The sequence below is a fragment of the Microvirgula sp. AG722 genome (genome assembly GCF_003269145.1).
GTDB lineage: Bacteria > Pseudomonadota > Gammaproteobacteria > Burkholderiales > Aquaspirillaceae > Microvirgula > Microvirgula aerodenitrificans.
The window spans coordinates 36242-54535 of the sequence record NZ_QLTJ01000008.1 but is presented as its reverse complement, the minus strand read 5'-3'; the positions used below and the strand labels follow the sequence as shown (position 1 = coordinate 54535).

Here is an 18294-nt window from a genome sequence, read left to right as displayed (position 1 = left end):
CCGGCCTAGACGGTGAAGTGCGAGACGCTGCTGCGCAGGCCATCGGTCAGTTCGCTGACCCGCGTGACCGTGGTCGAGGCGAGGTTGGCGGAGTCGGCATTGCTGCTGGCGACCTGGGCGATCCGTTCCACGTTGCGGGCGATGTCCTGGCTGGCCGAGTCCTGCTCGTTCAGTGCCTGGGAAATGTCCAGCACGGCCGTCACCACCTGGCCGGCACTGGAACGGATTCTGGCGATCGCGTCACCGCCGGCCTCGGCCAGCTCGCGACCGGTGTGGACCCGGTTGACGACTTCGGCCATGGTTTCCTGCGACTGGCTGGATGTCTGCTGGACCTGATCGATCATGGCCGCGATCTCCTGCGTGGCCTTGCCGGTCCGCTCGGACAGCTTGCGGACTTCATCGGCGACGACGGCAAAGCCGCGTCCCTGTTCACCGGCACGGGCGGCTTCGATCGCCGCGTTCAGCGCCAGCAGATTGGTCTGGTCGGCAATATCGGAAATCACCTGCATGATGCTGGAGATGGTGCGGGTCTTGTCGACCAGTTCACCGATATGACCGGCAGCCTGGTCGACGACATCGCCGATTTCCTTCATTTCACCGACCGCGCGGGCGATCACGCTGCCGCCCTGTTCGGACAGCTGGCCCGACTCCTCGGAGACCTGGCGCGCTTCGCGGGCATGATCGGAAATCTGGCTGATGCTGACTGTCATCTGCTCGATAAAGGCCGCCATCGACGTCGCGCTTTCGCTCTGCTGCAGCGAGTTGTGCGCCACCGTGTCGGTATCGCTGACCATCTCGCCGGTCAGTGTGGCCAGCTCGTCGGCGCTGGACACGATCTCGCCAACCATGCTGCGCAGGCGATCACGCATGTCACTGATGCTGGCCATCAGACTGGTCCTGTCGCCGTCACGCAAGGGCACGCGGGTATCCAGCCGGCCGGACGCGATTTCACGCACCACCCGGGCCGCTTCGGCCGGTTCGGCGCCAAGCTGGCCCATCACGCTCTTCAGGATGTACAGGCCGAGCGCGGCAGTGACCAGCACGATCAGCAGCATCTGACCGCCCATGCTGAGCAACTGGCGCTTGAGCACGGTATTGATGTCATCGATATACAGACCGGTACCGACCACCCAGCCCCAGCGCGGGCTGGTCTGGATATACGACAGTTTCGGCTGCGGCGTGGACGAGCCCGGCTTGTCCCAGACGAAGGACACCAGACCGCGACCATTGCCATCGCGCAGGGTATTGTCGAACAGGGTGCCCATATTGGTGCCGTCGGCGGCGCTGACATCGTGCATGTTCTTGCCGATCAGCTTCGGATTCACGCCGTGGGCGATCCATTGCAGGCGCTTGTCGAGGATGAAGAAATATTCCTTGTCGTCAAAGCGCAGTCCGGTCAGCGCCCGCAGCGCATGCCGCTGGGCCTCGGCTTCATTCATTTCCTTTTTTTCCGCCAGGGCTTCATAACTGGCGACCAGGCTGATGGCATTTTCGACCTGGCCACGAATGGCCGTTTCTCGGTCTTCCATCATCTGTGCATGCATGCTGCGCAGCATCAGACCGCCCAGTATGCAGACCAGAATCGCGACGCTGACGATCATCAGAATCAGGCGGGCCTTGAGGGAAAGGCGGTGCGGCATGAATTTCTCTGTCATGACGTAAAAGTCATGCTTCTGTAATGAATTGTGAAATATTAAGAGCCTTTAACAAATTTCTCAAACTGGATGGACCGGGTTTGCGCCAGGTCAGGCGGGCGGTGCCCGCCAGCAAAGGCAGAAGAAGGCTCGGCAAAGGCCCAAACGGCAGGAAGGCACCAGAATGGTGCCTTCCGCAGGGAGACCGGCGCGCTGGCGGTCAGACTTTTTTCAGGTAGCAGGCCTTCAGCATGAAATTGCCGGCATCCATCCGGCAGTCGACTTCGTGGTCGCCATCGACCAGGCGGATGCTCTTGACCTTGGTGCCCATCTTCAGCGTAATCGACGAGCCCTTGACCTTCAGATCCTTGATCAGCACCACGGCATCGCCGTCGGCGAGCACATTGCCATTGGCGTCGCGGATGACGGCCGAGTCTTCCCCGGCGGACGCGGGCGCCACCATCGGCCACTCATGGCCACAGTCGGCACACACATAGTTGTCGGCGTCAGGGTAGGTGTTTTCCAGGGAACATTGCGGGCAGGCGGGCAGAGCGGACATGATTCCTTTCACGGCAGGGCATTGAAAGGGCGGCATTATAGCCGCCCGGACTGCCCTGCGACCCGGCAACCGGGAACGGATGCACGTTTCCGTTTCCTTTTTCCCTTATGGAGCCCCCCGATGACGATTCCGGACCCCGTAGCACTGCACCTTGAAGATCTGGCTGTCGGCGATCACTTCCGCAGCGGCGAACACGCGATCGATGTCGCGCAGATCAAGGCCTTTGCCGGTCAGTTCGACCCGCAGCCGTTCCATCTGGATGAAGAGGCTGCGCGACTGACCCTGTTCGACGGACTGGCTGCCAGCGGCTGGCATACCGCCGCCATCACCATGCGCCTGCTGGTGACCAGCGGGCTGCCGCTGTCCGGCGGCCTGATCGGCGCCGGCGTCGAGATCCACTGGCCGCAGCCGACCCGGCCGGGCGACGTCCTGCATGTCGACAGCACCGTGCTCGGGATTGTGCCGTCGCGTTCCCGACCGGACCGCGGCATCGTCACGGTCGAAAGCGTGACGCGGAACCAGCGTGACGAAGTCGTGCAGCGGCTGGTGTCGAAAATGGTGGTGATGCGCCGGGGCGACTAGTGTCTTTTCAATGAGATACACAAGTCATCTAGACGTCATGGCGATGTAACGCAACCCCTCTACAGTGCATCGCGCTGGCCAGGAAGACAGCCAGCCGATTCCACCCACGAGGAGTTCCCATGCCATTCCGCCCCGTCCTGATGCCGCTGGCCGCGCTGGTCGCCCTGCTTGCCGGCACCGCCCATGCCGCAACGACCCTGACCGTGTACACCGCGCTCGAAGCCGACCAGCTGAAGGCCTACCAGGCCCGCTTTGAAAGCGACTATCCCGATGTGAAGATCAAGTGGGTGCGCGACTCGACCGGGATCATCACCGCCAAGCTGCTGGCGGAGAAGGCGGCTCCGCAGGCCGACGTGGTCATGGGTGTGGCCGCCAGCTCGCTGCTGGTGCTGGAAAAGGAAGGCATGCTGCAGCCGTATGCGCCAAAGGGGATCGACAAGCTGACACCGCGTTATGTCGACACCAGCCGTCCGCCGAACTGGGTCGGCATGGATGTGTGGGGTGCGACGCTGTGCTTCAACACGGTCGAGGCGGCCAGGCTGGGCATCCGCAAGCCGACGAGCTGGAAAGACCTGCTGAAGCCGGAGTACAAGGGCAGGATCGTCATGCCGAACCCGGCCTCCAGCGGGACCGGTTACTTTGACGTGACCGCCTGGCTGAAGCTGTTCGGCGAGAAGGACGGCTGGGCCTATATGGACCGCCTGCACGACAACATCGCCCAGTACACCCACTCCGGTTCCAAGCCGTGCAAGCAGGCCGCTGCCGGCGAGTTCCCGATCGGTATCGCCTTCGAGTACCGCGCCGCCAAGCTCAAGGAGAGCGGGGCGCCGATCGACCTGGTGTTCCCGAAGGAAGGCCTGGGCTGGGATGTGGAAGCCACCGCCATCATGAAGGGCACCCGCAACCTCGAGGCCGCGCGCAAGCTGGCCGACTGGTCGGCGTCGCGTACTGCCAACGAGCTGTACGAGAAGAATTTCGCCATTGTCGCCTATCCGGGCGTGGCCAGACCGAATCCGCTGATTCCGGCCAACTACGAGCAGTTGCTGGTCAGGCAGGATCTGAAGTGGTCGGCTGCCAACCGGGACCGGATCCTGACCGAGTGGACCCGCCGCTACGACGGCAAGTCGGAACCGCGCAAATAAGTCGTCCCGCCGGGCGCCGGGCGCCCGGCTTCGCTGACCGCTTGCCGGTGACAAGGATCCCTCCATGATTTTCCCGCCTCCCGCACCGCCGGCACACGACTGGCTGCGCTTTGCCGGTATCCACAAACGGTTTGGTGCGTTTCGCGCGCTTGACGGCATCGATCTGGGTATTCGCAAGGGCGAATTCGTCTGCCTGCTCGGCCCGTCAGGATGCGGCAAGACCACGCTGCTGCGCATTCTGGCCGGTCTGGAAAAGCACGATGCCGGCAGCCTGAGTCTTGGCGGACGTGATATCGGCCACCTGCCTGCCGGCCGGCGCGACTACGGCATCGTGTTCCAGTCCTATGCACTGTTTCCGAACCTGGATGTCGCTGCCAACATTGCTTACGGGCTGCGCACCGGCCGCATGGAAAAGGCCCGCCGGGTATCGGAGCTGCTTGATCTGGTCGGGTTGCCGGGCGCCGAGCGCAAGTATCCGGCGCAGTTGTCCGGCGGCCAGCAGCAGCGGGTGGCGCTGGCCCGGGCGCTGGCCACCTCGCCCAGCCTGCTGCTGCTCGACGAGCCGCTGTCGGCGCTCGACGCCCAGGTGCGCGAGCACCTGCGGCGCGAGCTGCGCCTGCTGCAGCAGAAGCTCGGCGTTACTACGCTGATGGTCACGCATGACCAGGAAGAAGCGCTGGCGCTGGCCGACACCATTGCCGTGATGCGTGCCGGGCGCATCGAGCAGGTCGGAACGCCGGAGCAGATCTACCGCGAGCCGGCCAGCCGCTTTGTTGCCGACTTTGTCGGCCATGCCAACTGGCTGCCGCTGCAGGTGGACGCGCAGGGCGTGTGCCGGATCGCCGGCGCGATGGCGATCAGCCTGCCCGCCGGCAGCGTGCCGACCGGACCGGCCAGCGTATTCTGCCGCCCGGAGGATGTGCGGGTGGCACCGAGCTGGCAGTCCGGCGACAACACCCTGCTGGCGCTGGTCGAGCGGGTCGATTTCCTTGGCGGGCTGCGACGCGCCAGCCTGTCGCTGTGCGGTGCCGGCGATCTTCGCCTGCTGGCCGATGTCAGCCCCAATGACGCCGGCTTTGCCGCGCTGGTGCCCGGCCAGCGGGTGCCGGTGTTTCTGCCGGCCGATCGCCTGCGGGTGTTTGCGGAGCCATCGGCATGAGTGCGACCCTCCTGGCCCCGATCCGGCTGCGGCGCAGTGGCGACGAATGGCTTGCCGCCGTGCTGACCTGGCTGCTGGCTGCTGCGCTGCTGGTGTTTCTGGCCTGGCCGCTGGCCAGCATCCTGGTCAAGGCCCTGCAGGCCCGCGACGGCAGCTTTGCCGGCCTGGGCAATCTGCTGGTGCTGGCTGCCGAACCGAGACTGCGTACCGCCACGGCCAACAGCATCAATCTGGCTGCGATCACCGTGGCCATCGTGCTGCCGCTGGCACTGACCTTTGCCTTTGCGCTGACCCGTTCACGGCTGTGGGGGCGGGCACTGTTCCGGCTGATCGCCGGCGCGCCGCTGCTGGCGCCGTCACTGATGCCGGCGATCTCGCTGGTCTACCTGTTCGGCAATCAGGGCCTGCTGAAGCACTGGCTGGGCGGGATGTCGATCTATGGTCCGCTGGGCATTGTGCTCGGTGAAGTGTTCTACACCTTCCCGCATGCGCTGCTGATTCTGGTCACCGCACTGGCGGTCGCCGATGCCCGGCTGTACGAGGCGGCCGAGAGCCTCGGCGCCAGCCGCCTGCGCCGCCTGCTGACGGTCACGCTGCCGAATGCCCGTTACGGCCTGATCTCGGCCGGCATGGTGGTGTTCACCCTGGCGGTGACCGATTTCGGCGTGCCGAAGGTGATCGGTGGCCAGACCAATGTGCTGGCACTGGAAGCGTACAAGCAGGTCATCGGCCAGCAGGATTTCGGCAAGGGGGCTGCGATAGGGCTGGTGCTGCTGCTGCCGGCGCTGCTCAGCTTTGCCGTCGAACGCTGGCTGGCACGCCGCCACGGTGGCGGCATGAGTGGCCGTTCGGTGGCCTACCGGCCGGGCCGCAATCCGTGGCGGGACAGCCTGCTGTGGGGATTCTGCGCGGTGGTGTCGGTGTTCCTGCTGGCCCTGCTCGGCGTGGCGATGGCAGCGTCGCTGATGACATTGTGGCCATACAACCTGGATCTCACCCTGGCGCACTTCGATTTCGACCAGGTCGATGGCGGGGGCTGGCTGGCGTTTGCCAACAGCCTGAAACTGGCGACGCTGACCACGGTGTCCGGTGTGGTGGTGGTGTTCGGCACTGCCTACCTGATGGCCAAAACGCCGGCGCCCCGGCTGGCGGCCGGACTGATTCGCGGGCTGGTGCTGCTGCCGATGGCCGTGCCGGGGCTGGTACTGGGCCTTGGCTACATTTTCTGCTTCAACGATCCCGGCAATCCGCTGCATGCCCTGTATGGCGGCATGACGCTGCTGGTCGCGGCGACCGTGGTCCACAGCTACACCACCGCCCATCTGACGATGGCCACTGCGCTGCGGCAGATCGATCCGGAAATCGAGGCGGTGGCCCGCAGCCTGAAACGGCCCTGGTGGACCTGCTGCATGCGGGTGACGCTGCCGATCAGCCTGCCGGCCCTGTTCGATGTCGCCCGCTATCTGTTCGTGTCGAGCATGACCACGGTCAGTTGCGTGATTTTCCTCTACACGCCGGACACCGTGCTGGCCTCGGTCGCGGTGCTGAACATGGACGACGCCGGTGATACCGCAGCGGCGGCGGCCATGGCCACACTGATCGTCGCCAGCTCGCTGCTCGGCACCCTGATCCTCAACGCCCTGGGCAGCTGGCTTGATCGCCGTGCCCAGGCCTGGCGCGGCGTCTGATGCGCCCGCCGCTTCCTCCCTTCCAACCGGACAGAATCCATGCGTGATCCCATCCTGCTGACCCCCGGTCCGCTGACCACCTCCCTGGCAACCCGCACCGCGATGCTGCATGACCGTGGCTCGTGGGACAGTGATTTCAACGCCATGACCGCCGATCTGTGCCGCCGGCTGGAGGCGCTGGTCGACGGCGGCGACGATATCGTCTGCGTTCCGCTGCAGGGCTCCGGTTCTTTTGCGGTCGAGGCCGCCATCGGCACGCTGCTGCCGCGTGACGGCAAGCTGCTGGTCCTGGCCAATGGCGCCTATGGCCAGCGCATGGCACAGCTGGCCGAGGTGATGGGCCGGGCCGTGGTGACACTGGACTTTGGCGAAACCGCACCGGTCGATCCGCAGCGGCTGGCCGAGGTGCTGGCCCGCGATCCGTCGATCAGCCACGTCGGCGTGATCTACTGCGAGACCAGCACCGGCATTCTCAATCCGCTGGATGCGATCGCTGACGTGGTGGACCGCGCCGGCCGCCGCCTGATCATCGATGCAATGAGCGCGCTGGGCGCGCTGCCACTGTCGGCGGCGACCCTGGCGTTCGATGCGGTGATCGCCAGCGGCAACAAATGCCTGGAAGGCGTGCCCGGCATGGGCTTCGTGCTGGCGCGCCGCGATGCACTGGCGGCCGGGGAGGGCAATTCGCACTCGCTGTCGCTGGATCTGCATGCGCAGTGGCGCTACCTGCAGCGGACCGGCCAGTGGCGCTTTACGCCGCCGACCCACGTGGTTGCCGCCCTGCTGGCCGCCCTGGACCAGTTCGATGCCGAGGGCGGACGCCCGGCCAGGCTGGCCCGCTACCGCGCCAACTGCGCGGCGCTGCTCGACGGCCTGCACGCGCTGGGCCTGCAGTCATTCCTGCCCGCCGACATCCAGGCGCCGATCATCGTTACCGTCAAGGCCCCGGCCAGCCCGGACTGGCATTTCGACACCTTCTACCAGCGGGTCAAGGCTCATGGCGTGGTGCTGTATCCGGGCAAACTGACAAAGATCGAGACCTTCCGCATTGGCTGCATCGGCGCCATCGGCCGCACCGAGATCGACATGGCCATCGATGCCATTGGCCGGGCACTGGCCGAAACCGGTCTTGCCGTCTGACTTTCCTTTTCCTCCATGGACACGATCATGCCGCACACCCCCGACGCCTATCGCTATACCCGCCAGTATCACGGTCCGCTCCAGGCCGTCATCTTTGACTGGGCCGGTACCCTGGTCGACTTTGGTTCCTTTGCGCCGACCCAGGTGCTGATCGACGCTTTTGCCGGCTTCGGCATCGACATCACGCTGGCCGAGGCGCGGGTGCCGATGGGGCTGGCCAAGTGGGACCATATCCATGCACTGGGCCGGCTGACTGCCGTCGAGGCGCGCTGGCGGGCACGTTTCGGTCGTTGCATGAGCCGGGAAGACGTTGATGCGCTGTACGCGGCGTTCATGCCGCTGCAGATCGAGCGGGTCGGTGAGTACTCGGACCCGATCCCCGGTGCCCGGGCGGTACTGGACGGGCTGCGCGAACGCCACATCCGCATCGGTTCCTGCTCCGGCTATCCGCGCGTGGTGATGGACCGGCTGCTGCCGCATGCCGCCGCACAGGGCGTGCACGTCGATCATGCCGTGGCAGCCGACGACCTGCGGCCGGGCGGGCGTCCCGGCCCGTGGATGTCGCTGGCCAATGTGATTGAACTCGGCGTGACCGAGCTGGCTGCCTGCGTCAAGGTCGACGACACCGTACCCGGGATTGCCGAAGGCCTGTCTGCCGGCATGTGGACGGTGGGGCTGTCGCTGTCAGGCAACGAAGTCGGCCTGACCCGGGCCGAACTGGCCGCACTGGATACCGATGACCGGGAGCGCCGCCGCCTGTTCGCCGTCGACCGGCTGTCGCGCGCCGGCGCCCACTATGTGATCGACAGCATTGCCGACCTGCCGGTGATTCTGGATGCGATCGAAGTGCGGCTGGCCCGGGGTGAACGGCCATGAGTGGCACGCCGGTGCTGGCCAAACGGGCCAGCACTGCCCAAGATGCCGTTGTTTCCCTTCTGACCGGTGACCCGATGACCGATGCTCCCGTGACCCGCCGCACCGGCACACCAGTCTGGCGCCAGATCGAAGCCACGCTGGCGGCCGAGATTCTGGCCGGCCGGCTGACCGGCCGACTGGCCAATGAAACCGGACTGGCCGAGCGCTTCGGCGTGAACCGGCATACCGTTCGCCAGGCGACCAGGGCACTGGCCGAGCGCGGGCTGGTCGAGGTGCTGCATGGCCGTGGCACCTTCGTGCGCGAAGACATGATCGATTACGAGGTCGGCCGTCGCACCCGCTTTGCCCACAGCGTGGCCAAGGCGCGCCGGGTCGGCCGCAGCCGGATCACCGGTTATTGCGACATGGCACCCGATGCCTCCGTGGTCGAGATGCTGTCGCTGGCCGACGGGACCCGTGTGGTCCGGGTCGACTCGCTGGACGTGGTCGACGACAAGGTCATCGGTGTCTGCGTCCAGTATTTTCCGCTGCCGCGCTTCCATGGCATTGCGGAAATCTATTGCGAGACCGGCAAGACGCATCTGGCGCTGGCCCGCTTCGGGGTCGACGAGTTTCATCGCCGTGTCAGCCGGGTGACGGCCCGTTTGCCGGACAAGGACGTGGCACGGCAACTGAACCAGTCGGTCTCGATGCCGATCCTGTGCGTCGAGACCGTTTATGAAGACGCGTCGGGCTGCCCGATCGAATACGGCATTTCCCACTTCGGCAGCACGACGGTCCAGGTCGTGATCGAGCCGTAGCACGGACCACCGGCACCGGCGCCACGGCTGCCGTCGGTGCCGTCTTGCCGGGGCTCAGGGTCGGGCTGCGTGCCAGACGCCGTACATGCCGTCGCCGAGCGTGTCGCCGGGCTTCTTGTCCATCGACCAGCGATACAGCGGCCGTCCCTTGTACGCCCACTGCTTCTGGCCCGCATCACGGGTCAGGGTGCTCCATGGGGCGCTGGCCTTGTCGTACGAATCCACCATGGCGGCCGGCCATTTGCTGGCACAGGCGTCCATGCAGGCGCTTTTTCCCGGCGAGTCCTTGTCGAACACGTACAGCGTCATGCCGTGCTCGTCCACCACCCGGTCATTCATGATTTTCGGCGGCTCGGCCTGCACGCCTGCGGACAGGCTGCCGGCTACGGCCAGCCAGATCAGTGCAAATCTCATCGATCGACTCCTTCTGCTGTTGCTTGACGATCACGGTCATGGACAGACGGGACCAGACAGCAGAACCGGCACCCCCACCGGTTGAATCGACGGCCCAGTCTCGTTATAGCGAGACGGGGCGAAACAAGGGGGCAATCCCTTGTTTCTGCAAGAGAACGTGACCGGTTTGCTGACCAGTGGCGAGCCGGCTTTCCCTGACGCCCTGCCGGCCTGTTGCCTCATCGACGAGATGCAGCTTGCTGCGTGCGTACAGCATGCCCATTTTCACTCCCTGCCAGATATCAGGTCAGTGTGCTGGGGGACACTTCCCTGAACTGACAGGTTTGGGCTGCGGTCTGCCCGATGGCCCCGGTGCGTGGAGGGCGCTCGCCTGCGGCTCAACAATCAGCCAGGCGAGCGGGTCTGCTGGCCGGCATGGTCGTGCAGGAAGCGGGCAATCTGCGCCTTGAGCTCGGCGGCATCGCTGGCCTGGTCGCGGACCGCATACTGGAACAGTGCGCGCTGCACGGCGGTCGGCAGTTCGCGCCATAGGCCGAGCACGGCGACACCAAGGCATTCAAGAAGACGGCGTTCGTTTTGTGCCAGCCCCTCGGCGTCGTAGCCCGCGGTCTGTGCCAGGAACTGTGCGCCACCCTCGTCGTTCCAGCAGTCAAGGGCTTCGTTCATCTCTTGTCTTGCCATGGGGCTCTCCCGGGCAGGGTTGGGCTTTCAGCCTAGCCCATCGCCGGCGCCGGGGCAGGGCGCACCCTCACCCGGTTTGCATAAGCGCGCCGGCGCACCGACACCTGCTTCCGGGATGTTCATATTCGTCCATACCGGCAGTTCGCAATTTCGCGGGTGACGGAATTCACGCAGAGGCCATCATGGAAAAGTCCAGCAATCAAAGCACGAACAACGGTATCGACAAAACCGCAGCCCCGGCCCACAAGCCGGGCACCCAGCCCTTCACCAAGCCGGGCCAGAGCGCCAGCCCGCAAACCGGAAACGGTCATGCCCCGACCCCGGTGACGCCGGTCAGCCCGACGCCGGCACCGGCTCCGGTCAAGGAAGCCGGCTCCCCGCCGCACGCTGCAGCCAAGGACGGTAATGTTGCCGCAACGCCGGAGCGCAAATCCACATGAGCCAACCCTATGCCGGCGATATCAAGAGCAAGTGGGAGCAACATGTCGGCACTGCCCGGACGACCTGGGACAAGCTGACCGAAGACGAGTTGCGGAAGTCCGACGGCCACGAGCAGAAGCTGGTGGGCCTGGTGCAGGAACGTTACGCGATCTCGCGTGACGAGGCAGACAAGCAGGTCAAGGGTTTTCTGGAAAAGTGCAAGGCCTGATCAGGCTTGATAACCCCCGACATTTCTGAGTTCTGACAAATGGCGGGCGACCCGGGCATAACCCGGGTCAAATTTTGCCTGCGAAGTCAGTTCGCGGGACGTACCGGCACGTACGGCAGCAGGCGATCGGTTTCCTTCTTGACCACGGCATAGCATTCACAGCACAGCTGTTCGATGCCGGGCCGGTCCAGTACCGTGATCCGCCCGCGGCTGTATTCGATCAGGCCGAGCTTCTGCAGCTTGCCGGCCGCCTCGGTCACGCCTTCGCGGCGGACGCCAAGCATGTTGGCGATCAGCTCCTGGGTCATGACCAGCTCATTGCCCTGCAGCCGGTCAAGTGACAGCAGCAGCCAGCGGCACAATTGCTGGTCGATCGAATGATGGCGGTTGCACACGGCCGTCTGCGCCATCTGCGTGATCAGCGACTGGGTATAGCGCAGCATCAGCAGCAGCATTTCACCATGACGGTTGAACTCGTCCTTGAGTCGCTGCCCCGGCAGCCGGAACGCATGGCCGGCGCTCTGCACGATGGCGCGGCTCGGCGTGCTCTCGCCGCCCATGAATACGGCCACGCCGATCAGCCCTTCGTTGCCGACTACCGAGATTTCGGCCGACGCGCCACTTTCCATTACATACAGCAGCGACACGATGGCATTGGTCGGAAAATACACATGGCGCAGGGTATCTCCGGATTCGTACAGCACCTTGCCCAGCGGCATCGGCATCGGCTCGAGATAGGGGAACAGGCGCTCGCGGACTTCGGCTGGCAGGGCAGCCAGCAGGTGATTCTGCAGGGGTGATGGCGTATCGGGCATGCCAGACGCCTTTCCTTTGATGGCTGAGCCCCGGAACGGGGCGGAAACCGCGCGCATACTATGACACAGTGCCGGCACGGCGGGGGCAGGGCACGCTTACGGCTTGTCGCCCTTGCGCATGAACTCGGCATGCATCTCGACCGTCAGTGTCTCTATGCGTTCTGTCAGCTGCTTGGTCAGAGTGGTCAACCGGGTGTTCTGCTCCAGCAGGGCCATCAGCTGCGCTGCATTCTGTGCGGCGATCGCCAGGCGCTGTTCATTGGCTACCGCCAGCGCCTCGCGGTGCTGGGCATCGGCTTCGGCATGCGCCTTGTCCCGTGCCGCCTGCCGGGTCTGCGCCAGCAGGATCAGCGGCGCGGCATAGGCGGCCTGCAGGCTGAATGCCAGGTTCAGCAGAATGAACGGGTAGGCGTCGAAACGGGTCAGACCGGCGGCATTGATGCCGATCCAGATTGCAACCACCAGGGTCTGTCCGAACAGAAAGACTGGCGTACCGAAGAAGCGGGCGAAGGCTTCCGCCCGGAGGGCGAAACGGTCGTTGCCGAAGGTCGGAGCGAGATGCGCGTGGGGGCGATGGAAACGCAGGTGGTCGACCGGTGGGTGATCGGCGGTTGCCGGTGGCGGGGTGGTGCTGGCGGGGGGCATCATGCCATTCCTGAAGGGGCTGTCATGCGTCAGCCTAGACCATGGCAGCGACAGGATGCCCGCCGACGGGTAGCATGTCGGCCCCCGACGGCACTGGCCCGGCGGTCGTCACACAAAGGAGGCTGGACATGGTTGCCCTGATCGAACCCGAAACAGCGCGGCTGAAGCTGCGTCAGTGGCGAGCGACCGACCGTGGGCCATTTGCCGCGCTGAATGCGGACCCCCGGGTGATGGAATGTTTCCCCGCTCCGCTGACGCGTGCGGCCAGCGATGCGATGGCCGATCGCTGCCAGACACTGATCGCCGAACGCGGATGGGGATTCTGGGCCGTGGAGGAGCGGGCCGGCGGGCGCTTTATCGGCTTTGTCGGCCTGAATATCCCGTCTGCCGACCTGCCGTTTTCGCCCTGCGTGGAAATTGGCTGGCGGCTGGCCCGGCCATTCTGGGGCCAGGGCCTGGCCACCGAGGCCGCCACCGCCGCGCTGCATGTCGGCTTCGAACATCTGGACCTGACCGGGATCGTGGCGTTTACCGCCATTGGCAACACCCGCTCGCGTGCGGTCATGACGCGTCTTGGCATGGAACCGTCGGCCGACACCTTCCTCCACCCGGCCGTGCCTGCCGACAGCCCGCTGCGCGAGCATTGCCTGTACCGGCTGTCGCGCGAGTCATGGCGCGCCGCCCCCCCCGTTACCCGTTAGGAGTTTTCATGCGCGCCAAGCCGCATCCTGCCGCGCCGGCCAGCCCGGTCGCCCGCCTGCACCCGCGCAACCGGCACCAGGGCCGTTATGACTTCCCGGCGCTGGTGGCGTCCAGTCCCGAACTGGCGGCTTTTGTCTCGCGCAATGCCCATGGCGACGAGTCGATCGACTTTGCCGATCCGGTTGCGGTCAAGGCACTGAATCGCGCCTTGCTGAAGCAGGTTTACGGGATCGGCAACTGGGATATCCCGCCCGGCTACCTGTGTCCGCCCATCCCCGGCCGCGCCGACTACCTGCACTGTCTGGCTGATCTGCTGGCGACCGACAACGGGGGGGAGATTCCGCGCGGACCGGCGGTGCGTGCGCTGGATATCGGCGTGGGAGCGAATTGCGTCTACCCGCTGATCGGCCATGCCGAGTATGGCTGGCGTTTTGTCGGCACGGATGTCGACCGGGGGGCGCTGGCCTGTGCCCAGGCGATCATCGATGCCAATCCCGGGCTGGCGCAGGCGATCACGCTGCGCCGCCAGCCGGCGGACGATGCCATGTTCGAGCATGTCGTGCAGGCCGGCGAGCGATTCGGACTGACGCTGTGCAATCCGCCATTCCATGCCTCCGAAGCCGACGCCAGCGCCGGTTCGCGGCGGAAATGGCAGAACCTCGGCAAGGGCGCGCGGGGCGGGCGGGCGCCGACGCTGAATTTCGGCGGGCAGCAGGCCGAGCTGTGGTATCCCGGCGGCGAGGAAGCCTTTGTCGGCCGCATGATCGCCGAGAGTGCGCATATCCCCGGGCACTGCCTGTGGTTCAGCAGTCTGATTTCCCGCTCGGCCAGCCTGCCCGCGGTGTATCGCGCTCTCAGGCAGGCCGGCGTGTACGACAGCCGCACCATCACCATGGCACAGGGGCAGAAGCAGAGCCGGCTGGTGGCGTGGACCTATCTCGACCCGGCGCAGCGGGCCGCGTGGTGGCGACGCGGGTAAGCATCCGTCAGCGCACCACCAGCAACTCATCCCAGCGTGTCGTATAGCGTGGCGAGCGCCACTGCTGGCGCATGTGCCACTGCTCGCTGGCCTGTTCGGCGGCCAGCCGCAGCGTGTCGCGGCCGAACTGGCGGTTGACGGCATCCAGTGCCGCCATCAGCCGGGCGCGGCGCGGGTCCGGCGGGGCGAGCAGCAGATCCTGCTGCTGTACCGTGCGCGGGCCGAGGTCCATCAGTACCACCCCGGCCTTCTGGTAGAGCGGTCCATCGCGCCAGATGGCGCGCAGCGCGCGCGCCGCCGCATCGGCCAGGGTCAGGGTATCGTCACTCGGATAGATCAGCGGCATGACGCGCCAGCCATGACAGGGCGCGTCACGAAACGGGCTGCTCCGGATCGACACGCCGATCGACCCGGCCACCGAGCCCTGCCGGCGCAATTTCTCGGCGGCGCGGGCCACGTGGTGGGACACGCTGGCGTGAACGGCGGTGTAGTCGTTGAGCGGTCGGGCGAACGAGCGGCTGCTGATGATCTGCTGCCGGGGCGGTGCCACGTCTTCCATGTCCAGACAGGACACGCCGCCAAGTTCGGCGACAATGCGTTCGACCACGACATTGAACGCGCGCTTGATCCGGTGCGGGTCGGCGCGGGCCAGATCGAGCGCGGAGTGGATGCCCATGTCGGCCAGTCGCGTGCCGAGATGGCGGCCGACGCCCCAGATCCGGCGTGCTTCGATACCGGCCAGCAGTCGTTCGCGCTCGGCGGTGCCGGCCCAGTCCCAATCGAATACGCCGTCCCATTCGGGCCGGCTCTTGGCAATATGGTTGGCCAGCTTGGCCAGGGTCTTGCTGGCACCGACGCCGACGCAGGTCGGAATGCCGATGCGGCGCCAGACATCGCTGCGCAGGCGGCGGGTCAGCACATCCCGGTCCGGGAGGCCGCTCAGGTCGAGAAAGCATTCGTCGATCGAGTACACGTCCTGCGCCGGCACGTGTTCGGCGAGGATGGCCATCATGCGCCGGCTCATGTCGCCATAGAGTGCATAGTTGCTGGAGAACACTTCGACGCCATGCCGGCGGCACAGTCCGGCCACCTCGAAATACGGCACGAAGCCCTTGATGCCCAGCGCGCGGGCCTCGGCCGAGCGGGCGACCACGCAGCCATCGTTGTTCGACAGCACCACGATCGGTCGTCCGGCCAGGTCGGGCCGGAACACGCGCTCGCAGCTGGCGTAGAAGGTGTTGCCGTCGACCAGCGCAAAAGTGGCCATGCTCAGAACTTGCGCAGCGACCCGGTCACGACGCCCCAGATCACCATTTCCTGGTCATAGGTCGGCACGATGTCGGGGTAGGCGGGATTTTCGGCACGGAGGACCGGACGGCCCCGGTCCATCTGCAGGCGCTTGACGGTGAATTCGCCCTCGACCGACGCGACAACAATGTCGCCGCTGGAGGGCGAGCGGCCCTTGTCGACCACCAGTACGTCGTTGTTGAAGATATGGGCACCGGTCATCGAGTCGCCATTGGCGCGGACCATGAAGGTCGACGGGGCGTCGTCGACCATGTAACTGTTCAGGTCGAGCACGACATCGACGTAATCGTCGGCCGGAGACGGAAAACCGGCGCGCACGCCGGAGCCGAACAGCGGTACGCCGATGCGCGGGGCATCGGCGGCCGGCAGCATGACCGTGCCGGGATTGCGCCGGGCCAGTTCGGCCGGCGAAGGTGTTCTGGCCAGACGCCGTGCCTGGCGCTGGATGACGAAGTCGATGACCGCTTCCTTGTCCGCCACCGGTATGCGGGTCTGCGTCAGCGGTTCGGACGTATCGATGCGGCCGCTGCCGGCCGGGCGGCCGGCACCGTCGCGCTTGCCGCCGTGCGTGGGGTGTGTCATGTGGGACTCCTGATCGTTGCGTTGATTATTGCATCAATAATCAAATCGTGGAGCAGGAAATGACTGCCGGCGTCGGTGCGCGAGCCGTTACCCGTTTAACCGCGCTGTCACAAGCGCTGGCTATGATGCCCCCATCCACTGAACGGATGACTTACGCGGGGCTGAGTCCGAAATGCCCTGCACCAATTCCCGCCGGCCCCGGACACTGCAGTGTCCGGGGCCGGCCTCGTTGCGGGACAGGAGGTCACACCTGGAACCGGGCGATGGTGCCCAGCATCTTCTGCGCCTGCAGATCCAGACTCTCCGCTGTGGCGGAGTTGCTCTGCGAGCTGGAATGGCTCTGCTCCGCCATCTGCGCCACGCGTTCGATCTGCTGGGCGATGCTGGTGCTGGCGCGCGACTGCTCGCGCATGGCATGCGAGATGTCGGCAATCTGGTCGACGGCCCCGCCGGTGCGCTCCAGAATTCGCTGCATGGCCTGTGTCGCCTGACCGGCCGACTGCATGCCGCTTTCGACTTGCTCGACCACGCCCTGCATCGAGGCCATGGTCTGACTGGCGTCCTGCTGCATCGACGAGACGGTGCCGGTGATTTCCTGCGTCGATTGCGCGGTGCGCTCGGCCAGCTTGCGCACCTCGTCGGCGACCACGGCGAAGCCACGGCCGGTTTCGCCGGCCCGCGCCGCCTCGATGGCGGCATTCAGCGCCAGCAGGTTGGTCTGGTCGGCAATATCCTTGATCACGTCGACCACAGCCCCGATCGACGACGTCTTTTCCTTCAGCTGTTCGACCTGGGTTGCGGCGCGCTTTACGCTGTCCGAGGTCCGGCGAATCATGTCGATGGTGTCGTTGATGACGGCGGCGCCGGCCGTGGCCTCCTCGCCGGCCGCCCGGCCACTCTGGTCGGCCTGCTCGGAACGATCGGCCACGTGGTTGACGCTGACCGTCATCTGTTCGACGGCTGCCGACATATTGGCGGTCGATTCGCTGACCTGCTCGACCGCCAGCGACATCTGTTTCGAGGATTCCGAGACTTCGGTGGCATGACCACCGACGGCTTCGCCGATCTGCTTCAGCTCGACAAAGCTGGATTGCAGCATTTCCAGCAACTGGTTGAAGCGCCGGGCAATCACGGCAATTTCGTCCCGGCCTCCGTCGTCGACCCGCTGCGTCAGGTTCCGGTTGCTGGTGATGCCGCCGATGCCCTGATCCAGCCGCGTCAGCGAGCGGCGCACACTCAGCAGCACCCACAGGCTCGAGCCGCCGACGATGACCAGCAGGGTCAGGTCCAGCCCGACCAGGATCCACTTGGTGCGCTCCGCGGTTTTCAGGGCACTGGAACCGGTTTCGTCGCCGAGCCGGTTATTGAAGGCGACCATCTTGTCCATTTGCTCGATGGCCAGGTTCGACGCCGGCAGATTGACGTCCCTGACGTATTTCTGCGCCTCGGCATTGCCTTCCGGCGTATTGAGATTGGACAGTGCCAGGAAGCCGGGGACCAGCGCCTTCCACTTGTCGACCGCAGCAATGGTGTCCGCGGCAAGGCGGCGGTCTTCATCGTTCGATATCAGCGCGGTCTTGTAATTGGCCAGCCCCTGCCGGGTTTGCTCCAGCGCGTCCTCCATTGCCGTCTGGGTGACACGCTTCTCCTCCGCCGTCGTCGCTGCCGCGTGCATCAGCGTCTGCCGGCGTGCTTCGATGAACAGGGCCTTGACCTTGCCGACCATGATGATCGACGGGATGGTGTTCCCGGTGACGTCGGCGACCTTGTCCTTGATCACGTCGAGCTGGGTGTTCAGCGTAAACAGCATGGCCAGCAGCCCGATCAGGCTGACCAGGGCCATGCCGTACAACTTGGTCGAAATTTTCATGCCTGACACCTTCCACAGAACAAGTTGGGACTGGAATCGATGTGCCGCCCGGGGATCTCCACGGGCCGG

The 18294-nt window shown here is 65.6% G+C and carries 20 protein-coding genes; 11 read left to right on the top strand and 9 right to left on the bottom strand.

Annotated elements, in window-relative coordinates; all coding sequences use genetic code 11:
* Window positions 1–5: 5 nt before the first annotated feature.
* Both DFO50_RS11605 and DFO50_RS11600 read right to left on the bottom strand, forming a co-directional pair.
* Window positions 6–1640 carry a methyl-accepting chemotaxis protein gene (locus tag DFO50_RS11605; protein ID WP_028499157.1) on the bottom strand — a complete coding sequence of 545 codons (1635 nt, stop codon included), beginning with the start codon at window positions 1638–1640 and terminating at the stop codon, window positions 6–8.
* Window positions 1641–1854: 214 nt separating this feature from the next.
* Window positions 1855–2193 (bottom strand): zinc ribbon domain-containing protein YjdM, encoded by a 339-nt coding sequence (locus DFO50_RS11600; RefSeq protein ID WP_028499158.1) that lies wholly within the window; start codon window positions 2191–2193, stop codon window positions 1855–1857.
* 120 nt (window positions 2194–2313) lie between these two features.
* On the opposite strand from DFO50_RS11600, the gene DFO50_RS11595 reads away from it, so the two are divergent.
* From DFO50_RS11595 to phnF, 7 genes are all read left to right on the top strand, one after another.
* On the top strand, window positions 2314–2775 hold the full coding sequence (locus tag DFO50_RS11595) for a MaoC family dehydratase (protein ID WP_028499159.1): 462 nt from the start codon (window positions 2314–2316) through the stop codon (window positions 2773–2775).
* 119 nt (window positions 2776–2894) lie between these two features.
* Complete coding sequence (locus DFO50_RS11590) at window positions 2895–3917, top strand: putative 2-aminoethylphosphonate ABC transporter substrate-binding protein (protein ID WP_112692539.1); 1023 nt, start codon at window positions 2895–2897, stop codon at window positions 3915–3917.
* 64 nt (window positions 3918–3981) lie between these two features.
* Window positions 3982–5076 (top strand): putative 2-aminoethylphosphonate ABC transporter ATP-binding protein, encoded by a 1095-nt coding sequence (locus DFO50_RS11585; RefSeq protein ID WP_051528824.1) that lies wholly within the window; start codon window positions 3982–3984, stop codon window positions 5074–5076.
* The gene (locus DFO50_RS11580; RefSeq protein ID WP_036385855.1) at window positions 5073–6764 is read left to right on the top strand and encodes a putative 2-aminoethylphosphonate ABC transporter permease subunit; all 1692 of its coding nucleotides are present in this window, start codon (window positions 5073–5075) and stop codon (window positions 6762–6764) included. The genes DFO50_RS11585 and DFO50_RS11580 overlap by 4 nt, the downstream gene beginning before the upstream one ends.
* A gap of 39 nt (window positions 6765–6803) precedes the next feature.
* Window positions 6804–7904 carry a 2-aminoethylphosphonate--pyruvate transaminase gene (locus tag DFO50_RS11575; RefSeq protein WP_112692538.1) on the top strand — a complete coding sequence of 367 codons (1101 nt, stop codon included), beginning with the start codon at window positions 6804–6806 and terminating at the stop codon, window positions 7902–7904.
* Between the two features lie 27 nt (window positions 7905–7931).
* A complete protein-coding gene (phnX, locus tag DFO50_RS11570) occupies window positions 7932–8780 on the top strand; it encodes a phosphonoacetaldehyde hydrolase (protein WP_112692579.1) in 849 nt (282 codons plus the stop codon).
* A 74-nt stretch (window positions 8781–8854) separates the two neighbouring features.
* A complete protein-coding gene (phnF, locus tag DFO50_RS11565) occupies window positions 8855–9580 on the top strand; it encodes a phosphonate metabolism transcriptional regulator PhnF (protein ID WP_158537443.1) in 726 nt (241 codons plus the stop codon).
* A gap of 54 nt (window positions 9581–9634) precedes the next feature.
* Here phnF and DFO50_RS11560 read toward each other — a convergent pair whose 3' ends face one another.
* Together DFO50_RS11560 and DFO50_RS11555 are read right to left on the bottom strand one after the other, a co-directional pair.
* Entirely contained in the window at window positions 9635–9994 is a 360-nt protein-coding gene (locus DFO50_RS11560) for a hypothetical protein (RefSeq protein ID WP_107889844.1), read from the bottom strand.
* Between the two features lie 384 nt (window positions 9995–10378).
* Entirely contained in the window at window positions 10379–10675 is a 297-nt protein-coding gene (locus DFO50_RS11555; protein ID WP_146745061.1) for a hypothetical protein, read from the bottom strand.
* 182 nt (window positions 10676–10857) lie between these two features.
* Here DFO50_RS11555 and DFO50_RS11550 point away from each other — a divergent pair, with 182 nt between their 5' ends.
* The gene (locus DFO50_RS11550; protein WP_028499166.1) at window positions 10858–11115 is read left to right on the top strand and encodes a hypothetical protein; all 258 of its coding nucleotides are present in this window, start codon (window positions 10858–10860) and stop codon (window positions 11113–11115) included.
* On the top strand, window positions 11112–11324 hold the full coding sequence (locus tag DFO50_RS11545; protein ID WP_028499167.1) for a CsbD family protein: 213 nt from the start codon (window positions 11112–11114) through the stop codon (window positions 11322–11324). The genes DFO50_RS11550 and DFO50_RS11545 overlap by 4 nt, the downstream gene beginning before the upstream one ends.
* A gap of 86 nt (window positions 11325–11410) precedes the next feature.
* Here the strand turns inward: DFO50_RS11545 and DFO50_RS11540 are convergent, their stop codons facing one another.
* On the bottom strand, window positions 11411–12139 hold the full coding sequence (locus DFO50_RS11540) for a Crp/Fnr family transcriptional regulator (protein ID WP_028499168.1): 729 nt from the start codon (window positions 12137–12139) through the stop codon (window positions 11411–11413).
* A 96-nt stretch (window positions 12140–12235) separates the two neighbouring features.
* On the bottom strand, window positions 12236–12787 hold the full coding sequence (locus DFO50_RS11535) for a DUF1003 domain-containing protein (RefSeq protein ID WP_199489811.1): 552 nt from the start codon (window positions 12785–12787) through the stop codon (window positions 12236–12238).
* A gap of 125 nt (window positions 12788–12912) precedes the next feature.
* On the opposite strand from DFO50_RS11535, the gene DFO50_RS11530 reads away from it, so the two are divergent.
* Window positions 12913–13485: a GNAT family N-acetyltransferase gene (locus DFO50_RS11530; protein WP_112692535.1), complete on the top strand. Its 573-nt coding sequence runs from the start codon at window positions 12913–12915 to the stop codon at window positions 13483–13485.
* Between the two features lie 8 nt (window positions 13486–13493).
* On the top strand, window positions 13494–14465 hold the full coding sequence (rlmF, locus tag DFO50_RS11525; protein WP_112692534.1) for a 23S rRNA (adenine(1618)-N(6))-methyltransferase RlmF: 972 nt from the start codon (window positions 13494–13496) through the stop codon (window positions 14463–14465).
* A 7-nt stretch (window positions 14466–14472) separates the two neighbouring features.
* Here rlmF and DFO50_RS11520 read toward each other — a convergent pair whose 3' ends face one another.
* From DFO50_RS11520 to DFO50_RS11510, 3 genes are all read right to left on the bottom strand, one after another.
* Entirely contained in the window at window positions 14473–15732 is a 1260-nt protein-coding gene (locus DFO50_RS11520; protein WP_112692533.1) for a Y-family DNA polymerase, read from the bottom strand.
* Between the two features lie 2 nt (window positions 15733–15734).
* A complete protein-coding gene (locus tag DFO50_RS11515; RefSeq protein ID WP_112692532.1) occupies window positions 15735–16355 on the bottom strand; it encodes a LexA family transcriptional regulator in 621 nt (206 codons plus the stop codon).
* Window positions 16356–16599: 244 nt separating this feature from the next.
* Window positions 16600–18225 carry a methyl-accepting chemotaxis protein gene (locus DFO50_RS11510; RefSeq protein ID WP_158537442.1) on the bottom strand — a complete coding sequence of 542 codons (1626 nt, stop codon included), beginning with the start codon at window positions 18223–18225 and terminating at the stop codon, window positions 16600–16602.
* Between the last annotated feature and the right edge of the window lie 69 nt (window positions 18226–18294).

Coding starts and splice junctions, on each gene's coding strand:
- DFO50_RS11535 (WP_199489811.1), bottom strand. CDS start 12,787: ATGATGCCCCCCGCCAGCACCACCCCGCCACCGGCAACCGCCGATCAC.
- DFO50_RS11540 (WP_028499168.1), bottom strand. CDS start 12,139: ATGCCCGATACGCCATCACCCCTGCAGAATCACCTGCTGGCTGCCCTG.
- DFO50_RS11600 (WP_028499158.1), bottom strand. CDS start 2,193: ATGTCCGCTCTGCCCGCCTGCCCGCAATGTTCCCTGGAAAACACCTAC.
- DFO50_RS11560 (WP_107889844.1), bottom strand. CDS start 9,994: ATGAGATTTGCACTGATCTGGCTGGCCGTAGCCGGCAGCCTGTCCGCA.
- DFO50_RS11545 (WP_028499167.1), top strand. CDS start 11,112: ATGAGCCAACCCTATGCCGGCGATATCAAGAGCAAGTGGGAGCAACAT.
- DFO50_RS11590 (WP_112692539.1), top strand. CDS start 2,895: ATGCCATTCCGCCCCGTCCTGATGCCGCTGGCCGCGCTGGTCGCCCTG.
- DFO50_RS11530 (WP_112692535.1), top strand. CDS start 12,913: ATGGTTGCCCTGATCGAACCCGAAACAGCGCGGCTGAAGCTGCGTCAG.
- DFO50_RS11580 (WP_036385855.1), top strand. CDS start 5,073: ATGAGTGCGACCCTCCTGGCCCCGATCCGGCTGCGGCGCAGTGGCGAC.
- DFO50_RS11510 (WP_158537442.1), bottom strand. CDS start 18,225: ATGAAAATTTCGACCAAGTTGTACGGCATGGCCCTGGTCAGCCTGATC.
- DFO50_RS11575 (WP_112692538.1), top strand. CDS start 6,804: ATGCGTGATCCCATCCTGCTGACCCCCGGTCCGCTGACCACCTCCCTG.
- DFO50_RS11595 (WP_028499159.1), top strand. CDS start 2,314: ATGACGATTCCGGACCCCGTAGCACTGCACCTTGAAGATCTGGCTGTC.
- DFO50_RS11555 (WP_146745061.1), bottom strand. CDS start 10,675: ATGGCAAGACAAGAGATGAACGAAGCCCTTGACTGCTGGAACGACGAG.
- phnX (WP_112692579.1), top strand. CDS start 7,932: ATGCCGCACACCCCCGACGCCTATCGCTATACCCGCCAGTATCACGGT.
- rlmF (WP_112692534.1), top strand. CDS start 13,494: ATGCGCGCCAAGCCGCATCCTGCCGCGCCGGCCAGCCCGGTCGCCCGC.
- DFO50_RS11520 (WP_112692533.1), bottom strand. CDS start 15,732: ATGGCCACTTTTGCGCTGGTCGACGGCAACACCTTCTACGCCAGCTGC.
- DFO50_RS11515 (WP_112692532.1), bottom strand. CDS start 16,355: ATGACACACCCCACGCACGGCGGCAAGCGCGACGGTGCCGGCCGCCCG.
- DFO50_RS11605 (WP_028499157.1), bottom strand. CDS start 1,640: ATGCCGCACCGCCTTTCCCTCAAGGCCCGCCTGATTCTGATGATCGTC.
- DFO50_RS11550 (WP_028499166.1), top strand. CDS start 10,858: ATGGAAAAGTCCAGCAATCAAAGCACGAACAACGGTATCGACAAAACC.
- phnF (WP_158537443.1), top strand. CDS start 8,855: ATGACCGATGCTCCCGTGACCCGCCGCACCGGCACACCAGTCTGGCGC.
- DFO50_RS11585 (WP_051528824.1), top strand. CDS start 3,982: ATGATTTTCCCGCCTCCCGCACCGCCGGCACACGACTGGCTGCGCTTT.